Consider the following 7,306-nt stretch of genomic DNA (forward strand, 5'->3'; position numbering starts at 1 on the left):
AGCAGCATCCAGACGACACCGCTCGCGGTCTCGAGACGTGTGGCCGTCACTTGATGACCACCAACCTATCACGCCCCTTGATCACAGGCCGCATCGTGACGTGTGGACGAGCACGCATTGCCTGAAGACGAGACCCGGTCGAGACCGGGTGACGTTCGGCGAACAGGACCGGATATTCGCACGTTCGACCCAGCAGTCCAGTCAGGCCGTCATGGATCGCCTCCAGTTCGGCGACCTCGAGTTCGAACGCCGACAGATGATCGACAACCTCATGGGCATTGAACGGCGCCTTAAAGCGCCGGTTCTCTTCGAACCTGCGCCATCGCGCCTGCAGCATGGCCAACCATTCGCGTCCAGCCAGCGGAACCCTTGCTTCAGCCTGTGAGAGATAGGTGTCGATCGCCTCGTCGGCTTCCACCATGGCCTCCAACCGACGACGGACGTGGGACACACGCCAAAACCTGTCCAAACGCGCACCGAGGTCGCCATCGCCTCCACTGAGAAGCGGCTCGAGACTCAGCTCGACATCCCCGCTCAGGTAGAGATTCAGATCGTCCACCCTGACGAAGCCGATGAGCTGACGCAGCCCCTCATGAACGCGCACCGTATCGAGACCTGTCAGGTCTTCGAGATGAGCATCCAGGGTCGCGACGATGTAGGGCGCCTGAGACCGTCGGCTGACCGGACGCTGCTGCCAGAGCATGAGGAGCACCTGCAGGACCTGGGCGCCTTCGACACCCAGACCCAGCGCTACAGCCCGGCGCATGGCGTCCAGAGAGGCGAGTTGCAGCAACGTCTGCAGGTCGGCATCAGCCAGATGGGTATCCTCACCGATCACGCTGTCCAACAGATTGCCGGCCGTATTCGTCATGGTCTTTGCCTCGGAACTCAAAATCACACTGATAGTGTGTAGATGAGAGCAAAGCTCGGCCGCAAGTCGAGGGGGTGGAAAGTGATCCTGACCTTCTCGCCTTCGGCCAGGCTGTCCGGCAGCTGCGGCTGGCGCGCGACCTCAGCCAGGAAGAACTGGCCCACCGCTCAGGCCTGCACCGGAACTACATCGGCGGCATCGAACGCGGTGAGCGCAATGTCGGCGTGAAAGCCATCTTCGCCCTGGCCCGCGGCCTGGGTTGTGCGCCGCGTGATTTTTTCGGCGCCTGACGAGGGTTTCCACGTAAAACAGCACCAACCACTCATTAACCCAGCCGCGACCAGCCTAGGCGGGCAGTAAGACCGATCCCTGCATCCCCTTACCCAAAGGATGCAGGAAAATGAGTATTGATAAGACTGCTCCGTCTGGAGCTTCGACCACCCCTACCCGCCTCGCGCAGGAGCAGACCCCAGCCCCTGCAACGCTGGCGGTATCAAGCCCTGCGACCGGCTCGCCGGATCCGTCAGGCACCGCCCGCCGCCGTCATCTTTGACCAGGTCCAGACGATCGCTCTGGGCGCCTCCGCGCCGCCGGAGGTGCGCGCAGCCTTGGCCGAAAGCCTGCTGGCCGAACTCGCCCGCGCCCTGGCGCGTGTGGTGATCGACCTGCAAACCTGCTCGCCCCCTTCCCAGGGGAAGGTCGGCTGATGCGCGCCCCCAATATCGAGCACGAACAACGCAATGTCAGGGCGCAATCCGTCGCCGCCCCGGCCTGCGGCGCATCGTGTGGATCCGTCGATCCCCAAGGAGTGTTTTCACCTACAGCGGCGTTAACGCCCGGTTTACCGATCTGCGACCAGCCTAGACGCGCTGTCAGACCGATCCCTGCATCCCAATTACCCAAAGGATGCAGGAACATGAATATTGATAAGACCGCTCCGTCTGGAGCTTCGACCACCTCTACCCGCCTCGTGCAGGAGCAGACCCCAGCTCCCGCAATGACGACGGGATCTAGCCCTGCGACCGGCTCGCCGGATCCGTCAGGCACAGGCACACACGATGCTCAGGCATCGATGCGTGCGGCTGCCGTCATCTTCGTGCAAGCCCAGACACTTGCTCTGGGCGCCTCCGCGCGGCCGGAGGTGCGGATTGCCCTAGCAGAAGGCCTCCTGGCCGAGCTCGCCCGCGCCTTGATGCGCGTGGCGCTGGGCTCTCAGACCTGCGCGCCCTCGGCGCTGCCGGAACCTGACCCTTGACGCCTCGCTGTGCAGGCGAAGCCTCGTCGGCAGTCGGCGGGGCGCTCCCTTTCCCCACGTTCAGGCCATCGCCTGGACGCCGCCCTGTCACCCTCAGCCCGAGCCATCGTGGCTGGCCGCCTTTTCGCTGATCTGCGCCGTCGCCCTAGCGCGTGCGGCGCCCGATCAGCGACCCTGCCCTTGTTCTTTTTTTCCTACCGGAGCCAGACCTCTCATGCGTGCCGCCCTCTACACCCGCAGCGCCAGCGTTCCCCAACAATCCGCCGGGATCCATGACCCGTTCATGGCGTGCCGCACCTTCGCCGAGCGCGAAGGCATCGACGTCGTCGCCGCCTTCGAAGATGCAGGAGCATCCGGCGTTTCCAGCGTCGATCGTCCTGGTTTCCTTGACCTGATGCAGGCCGCCAAAATCGGCGTGTTCGACGTCGTCATCTGCGAGGGACTGGATCGCCTGTCTCGATCCCAGGCGGACATCCTCGACATCTTCGAAGCCCTGCGCGTCCTTGACGTCTCAGTCATCACGCTGGCGGACGACCGCGTCGACGGGATGCAGGTCTGCGAAAGCGGAGCTTCGGACATCCCTCGGCTCAAGGCGATGCAGCGCAAGGCTATGACCGAACACCAGGGCGATGAGACCAGCCCGTCCGCACCCGAGCTCGAGGCCGCGTAATGGCCAACGCCGCCCCTTCAACCGCAACCCGGCCCCTGATGCGGGCGGCCCTTTACGCCCGCTTCTCCAGCGACCTGCAGAAGCAGACCTCGATCGAGGATCAGTTCTTCGCCTGCCGCGCCTTCGCCGCCCGTCAGGGCATCGAGATTGTCGGCGCCTTCGAGGACGCCGGCATATCCGGCGCATCGATCGCCAACCGCCCCGGCTTTCTGGCCATGGAACGCGCCGCCATGGGCGGCGCGTTCAACGTGGTGATCTGCGAAGCCCTGGACCGGCTGTCGCGGTCTCAGGCCGACATCGCCGCTATCTTTGAAGACCTGCGCTTCCACGGCGTCGCCATCCACACGATCTCGGAGGGAGCCGTCGATGAACTGCACGTCGGCCTCAAGGGCACGATGAATGCCCTCTTCCTCCAGGAGATCCGCCGAAAGACCCGGCGCGGCCTGGAAGGCGTGGTACGCGATGGCCGCCACACCGGCGGACGGGTCTACGGTTACGCCATCCGCCGCGAGTTCGACGCTGCCGGCGAACCGATCCGGGGTCTTCGCGATATCGCCCCAACCGAGGCCGAGGTCGTTGTGGAGATCTTTCGTAAGTACGCCGCGGGCGCATCCCCGCGCGCCATAGCGGCGAACCTGAACGCGCGGGGCGTCCCCAGCCCTCGAGGCAAGGCCTGGAACGCCTCCACCATCAACGGCAACGCCGATCGCGGGAACGGCGTCATCCACAACGAGCTCTATCGCGGCGTTCTGGTGTTCGGACGGCAGACTTGGCTGAAGGATCGCAGCACCGGCGCGCGCAATGCGCGTAAAGGCGACCCGGCCAGCATTGTCCGCCAGGAGGTGCCCGATCTGCGGATCGTTCCTGAGGAGCTGTGGCTCAGGGTCCGCGCCCGCTATGAAGAGAACCGGCTGGGTCCGCAGAAGACATCGGCGCTGGCGTCGGTGCGCCCGAGACATCTGCTCAGCGGCAAGCTGACCTGCGGCTGTTGCGGCGGTCCGATGATCCGCAGCGGCTCAGAGCAACGCTTCGTCTGCTCCTGGCGACGCGAGCGCGGTGCAGCGGCCTGCGACAACGGGCGCGGCGTCAAAGGCGCCGACATCGCCGACCGGGTCCTGGCGGCCCTTCGGGATCGCCTGCTGGCGCCGGACATCGTCGCCTCCGCCATGGAGGAAGCGCGCCTGGAAATGCAAAAGCGCAATCGGGAGGTCCGAAGCCGGCGCGGCAAGCTGGAAGGCGATCTGGCCGAAGCCATCCGCCGGTCGGAGCGACTGATCGACCAGGTGGCCGACGGCGCCCTGAGCGGCGCGGCGATCAAGGACAAACTGGCCGCGCTCGAGGCCCAGCGTACAGCGCTGGAGGCGGAACTGGCTGCTGAGGAAGCCCCCTCGCCCGTGGCCCTGCATCCGGGGATCGCCGAACACTATCGCCGCGTCGTGGGCGACCTCGCCCAGGCGCTTCACCGCAGCGACAGCGAGTCGGCGGCCGAAGCTCGAGACCTGGTGCGCCGGCTGATCGAGACGGTCGTGGTCACGCCCCTGCCGGAGCGGGGCCAGTATGGGCTGACCGTCAAAGGACAAATCGCCGCCCTGGTAGGCCAGGACGACGATTGTACTATTGTAGTGGGTGCGGGAGCAGGATTTGAACCTGCGACCTTCAGGTTATGAGCCTGACGAGCTACCGGGCTGCTCCATCCCGCGGCAAGGCGGTGTGCGAAGGAAGAATGGGTTCGAGTTCTTATGTATCTGGTAGACCCCGCGGCGACCTACTCTCCCGCGCCTTGAGACGAAGTACCATTGGCTCTGGAGGGCTTAACGACCGAGTTCGGAATGGGATCGGGTGTGGAACCTCCGACATAGCCACGGGGTCAACCAGACACATAAGAAGAAGAAGACATCGTCGCGTTTTATTATCGGCAAGTAGAACCGAATGAGTTTTGCTGAGAAACGATCAAGCCGATCGGATTATTAGTACCAGTAAGCTTCATGCGTCGCCGCACTTCCACACCTGGCCTATCAACGTGGTAGTCTTCCACGATCCTCAGCGAAGCCTTGTTTTGAGGTTAGTTTCCCGCTTAGATGCTTTCAGCGGTTATCTATTCCATACTTAGCTACCCTGCTGCACGGCTGGCGCCATGACAGGTCCACCAGAGGTATGTCCATCCCGGTCCTCTCGTACTAGGGACAGATCCTCTCAAGCTTCGAACACCCACGGCAGATAGGGACCAAACTGTCTCACGACGTTCTGAACCCAGCTCACGTACCACTTTAAATGGCGAACAGCCATACCCTTGGGACCTGCTCCAGCCCCAGGATGTGATGAGCCGACATCGAGGTGCCAAACTTTGCCGTCGATATGGACTCTTGGGCAAAATCAGCCTGTTATCCCTAGAGTACCTTTTATCCGTTGAGCGATGGCCCTTCCACGCGGGACCACCGGATCACTATGGCCGACTTTCGTCTCTGCTCGACTTGTCAGTCTCGCAGTCAGGCGAGCTTATGCCATTGCACTCGACGAGCGATTTCCGACCGCTCTGAGCTCACCATCGCGCGCCTCCGTTACACTTTGGGAGGCGACCGCCCCAGTCAAACTACCCACCACGCCATGTCCCGGGACCGGATAACGGCCCTCGGTTAGACGTCAACGACAGTAAGGGTGGTATTTCAAGGATGGCTCCACCAGAGCTGGCGCCCCGGTTTCATAGCCTCCCACCTATCCTACACATACGGTCGCTAACGCCAAGGCGAAGCTATAGTAAAGGTTCATAGGGTCTTTCCGTCTGACCGCGGGAACCCCGCATCTTCACGGGGAATTCAATTTCACTGAGCCTGTGCTGGAGACAGTGGGGAAGTCGTTACGCCATTCGTGCAGGTCGGAACTTACCCGACAAGGAATTTCGCTACCTTAGGACCGTTATAGTTACGGCCGCCGTTTACCTGGGCTTCAGTTCGGAGCTTTCACTCCTCCCTTTAACCTTCAGGCACCGGGCAGGCGTCAGACCCTATACGTCGCATTGCTGCTTCGCAGAGCCCTGTGTTTTTGCTAAACAGTCGCTACCCCCTGGCTTGTGCCACTCATTCCTGCTTGCGCAGGGTGAGTCACGCTTATTCCGAAGTTACGCGTGCAATTTGCCGAGTTCCTTCAGCACAGTTCTCTCAAGCGCCTTGGTATGCTCTACCTGACCACCTGTGTCGGTTTCGGGTACGGTCTCTGCTGGAGTTATTTCCAGGGACAACGCCCCTGCAAGGACAATCCAATAAGCCCTTACAAGTTATGCCATCCGTCACTTCCAGCTGGTGCAGGAATATTTACCTGCTTCCCATCGACTACGCTTTTCAGCCTCGCCTTAGGGGCCGACTAACCCTGCGCAGATTAGCTTTACGCAGGAACCCTTGGTCTTTCGGCGACAGTGTTTCTCACACTGTTTATCGTTACTCATGTCAGCATTCTCACTTCCGATACCTCCAGCCAACCTCACGGTTGACCTTCACAGGCTTACGGAACGCTCCGCTACCGCTTGCAGTAAACTGCAAACCCATATCTTCGGCGCATGGCTTTAGCCCCGTTACATTTTCCGCGCAGGATCGCTTGATCAGTGAGCTGTTACGCTTTCTTTAAAGGATGGCTGCTTCTAAGCCAACCTCCTGATTGTCAAAGCAATCCCACATCGTTTCCCACTTAGCCATGACTTGGGGGCCTTAGATGATGGTTAGGGTTGTTTCCCTTTTCACGACGGACGTTAGCACCCGCCGTGTGTCTGCCCGATAGTACTCCTGGGTATTCGGAGTTTGGTTAGTATTGGTACCGCTCGCGCAGCCCGCAACCATCCAGTGCTCTACCCCCCAGGGTATTCGTCGGACGCTCTACCTAAATAGATTTCGCGGAGAACCAGCTATGTCCAGGTTTGATTGGCCTTTCACCCCTATCCACAAGTCATCCGAGAATTTTTCAACATTCACCGGTTCGGTCCTCCAGTTAGTGTTACCTAACCTTCAACCTGCTCATGGATAGATCACCTGGTTTCGGGTCGTCATACGTCGAACTTAGCGCCCTATTCAGACTCGCTTTCGCTGCGCCTACACCTAACGGCTTAAGCTTGCTCGACACATGAAGTCGCTGACCCATTATACAAAAGGTACGCCGTCACCCCGCTTGGGGGCTCCGACTGCTTGTAGGCTTCCGATTTCAGGATCTGTTTCACTCCCCTTGTCGGGGTGCTTTTCACCTTTCCCTCACGGTACTTGTTCACTATCGGTCGTAGAGGAGTACTTAGGCTTGGAGGGTGGTCCCCCCATGTTCAGACAGGATTTCACGTGTCCCGCCCTACTCGAGTCTCTTGCTGTTTGACGGCTACGGGGCTGTCACCCGCTATGGCCAAGCTTTCCAGCTTGTTCGCCTTTATTTCACAAGAGCACTGGCCTGGTCCCGGTTCGCTCGCCACTACTACGGGAGTCTCGGTTGATGTCCTTTCCTCCGGTTACTGAGATGTTTCAGTTCACCGGGTTCGCTT

General features: G+C 60.9%; 5 protein-coding genes, 1 tRNA gene and 2 rRNA genes (1 of these 8 running past the window's edge). 4 read left to right on the forward strand and 4 right to left on the reverse strand.

Annotated features, from left to right (window positions below; all coding sequences use genetic code 11):
- Positions 1-46: 46 nt before the first annotated feature.
- Positions 47-871 carry a hypothetical protein gene (locus IFE19_RS15500; RefSeq protein WP_207823850.1) on the reverse strand — a complete coding sequence of 275 codons (825 nt, stop codon included), beginning with the start codon at positions 869-871 and terminating at the stop codon, positions 47-49.
- Positions 872-945: 74 nt separating this feature from the next.
- Here IFE19_RS15500 and IFE19_RS15505 point away from each other — a divergent pair, with 74 nt between their 5' ends.
- From IFE19_RS15505 to IFE19_RS18155, 4 genes are all read left to right on the forward strand, one after another.
- On the forward strand, positions 946-1,161 hold the full coding sequence (locus IFE19_RS15505) for a helix-turn-helix domain-containing protein (protein ID WP_207823852.1): 216 nt from the start codon (positions 946-948) through the stop codon (positions 1,159-1,161).
- 117 nt (positions 1,162-1,278) lie between these two features.
- On the forward strand, positions 1,279-1,578 hold the full coding sequence (locus IFE19_RS15510) for a hypothetical protein (RefSeq protein ID WP_207823855.1): 300 nt from the start codon (positions 1,279-1,281) through the stop codon (positions 1,576-1,578).
- A 762-nt stretch (positions 1,579-2,340) separates the two neighbouring features.
- On the forward strand, positions 2,341-2,796 hold the full coding sequence (locus tag IFE19_RS15515; RefSeq protein ID WP_207823857.1) for a recombinase family protein: 456 nt from the start codon (positions 2,341-2,343) through the stop codon (positions 2,794-2,796).
- A 38-nt stretch (positions 2,797-2,834) separates the two neighbouring features.
- Complete coding sequence (locus IFE19_RS18155) at positions 2,835-4,463, forward strand: recombinase family protein (RefSeq protein WP_225910522.1); 1,629 nt, start codon at positions 2,835-2,837, stop codon at positions 4,461-4,463.
- Here the strand turns inward: IFE19_RS18155 and IFE19_RS15530 are convergent.
- The 3 genes from IFE19_RS15530 to IFE19_RS15540 form a co-directional block, all read right to left on the reverse strand.
- Positions 4,420-4,496: transfer RNA gene (locus IFE19_RS15530), tRNA-Met, on the reverse strand. The genes IFE19_RS18155 and IFE19_RS15530 overlap by 44 nt on opposite strands.
- A 52-nt stretch (positions 4,497-4,548) precedes the next feature.
- Positions 4,549-4,663: ribosomal RNA gene (gene rrf / locus IFE19_RS15535) — 5S ribosomal RNA — on the reverse strand.
- A 79-nt stretch (positions 4,664-4,742) separates the two neighbouring features.
- Positions 4,743-7,306: ribosomal RNA gene (locus IFE19_RS15540) — 23S ribosomal RNA — on the reverse strand; it runs 222 nt beyond the window's last position.

The organism is Brevundimonas pondensis (genome assembly GCF_017487345.1).
GTDB classification, from domain to species: domain Bacteria; phylum Pseudomonadota; class Alphaproteobacteria; order Caulobacterales; family Caulobacteraceae; genus Brevundimonas; species Brevundimonas pondensis.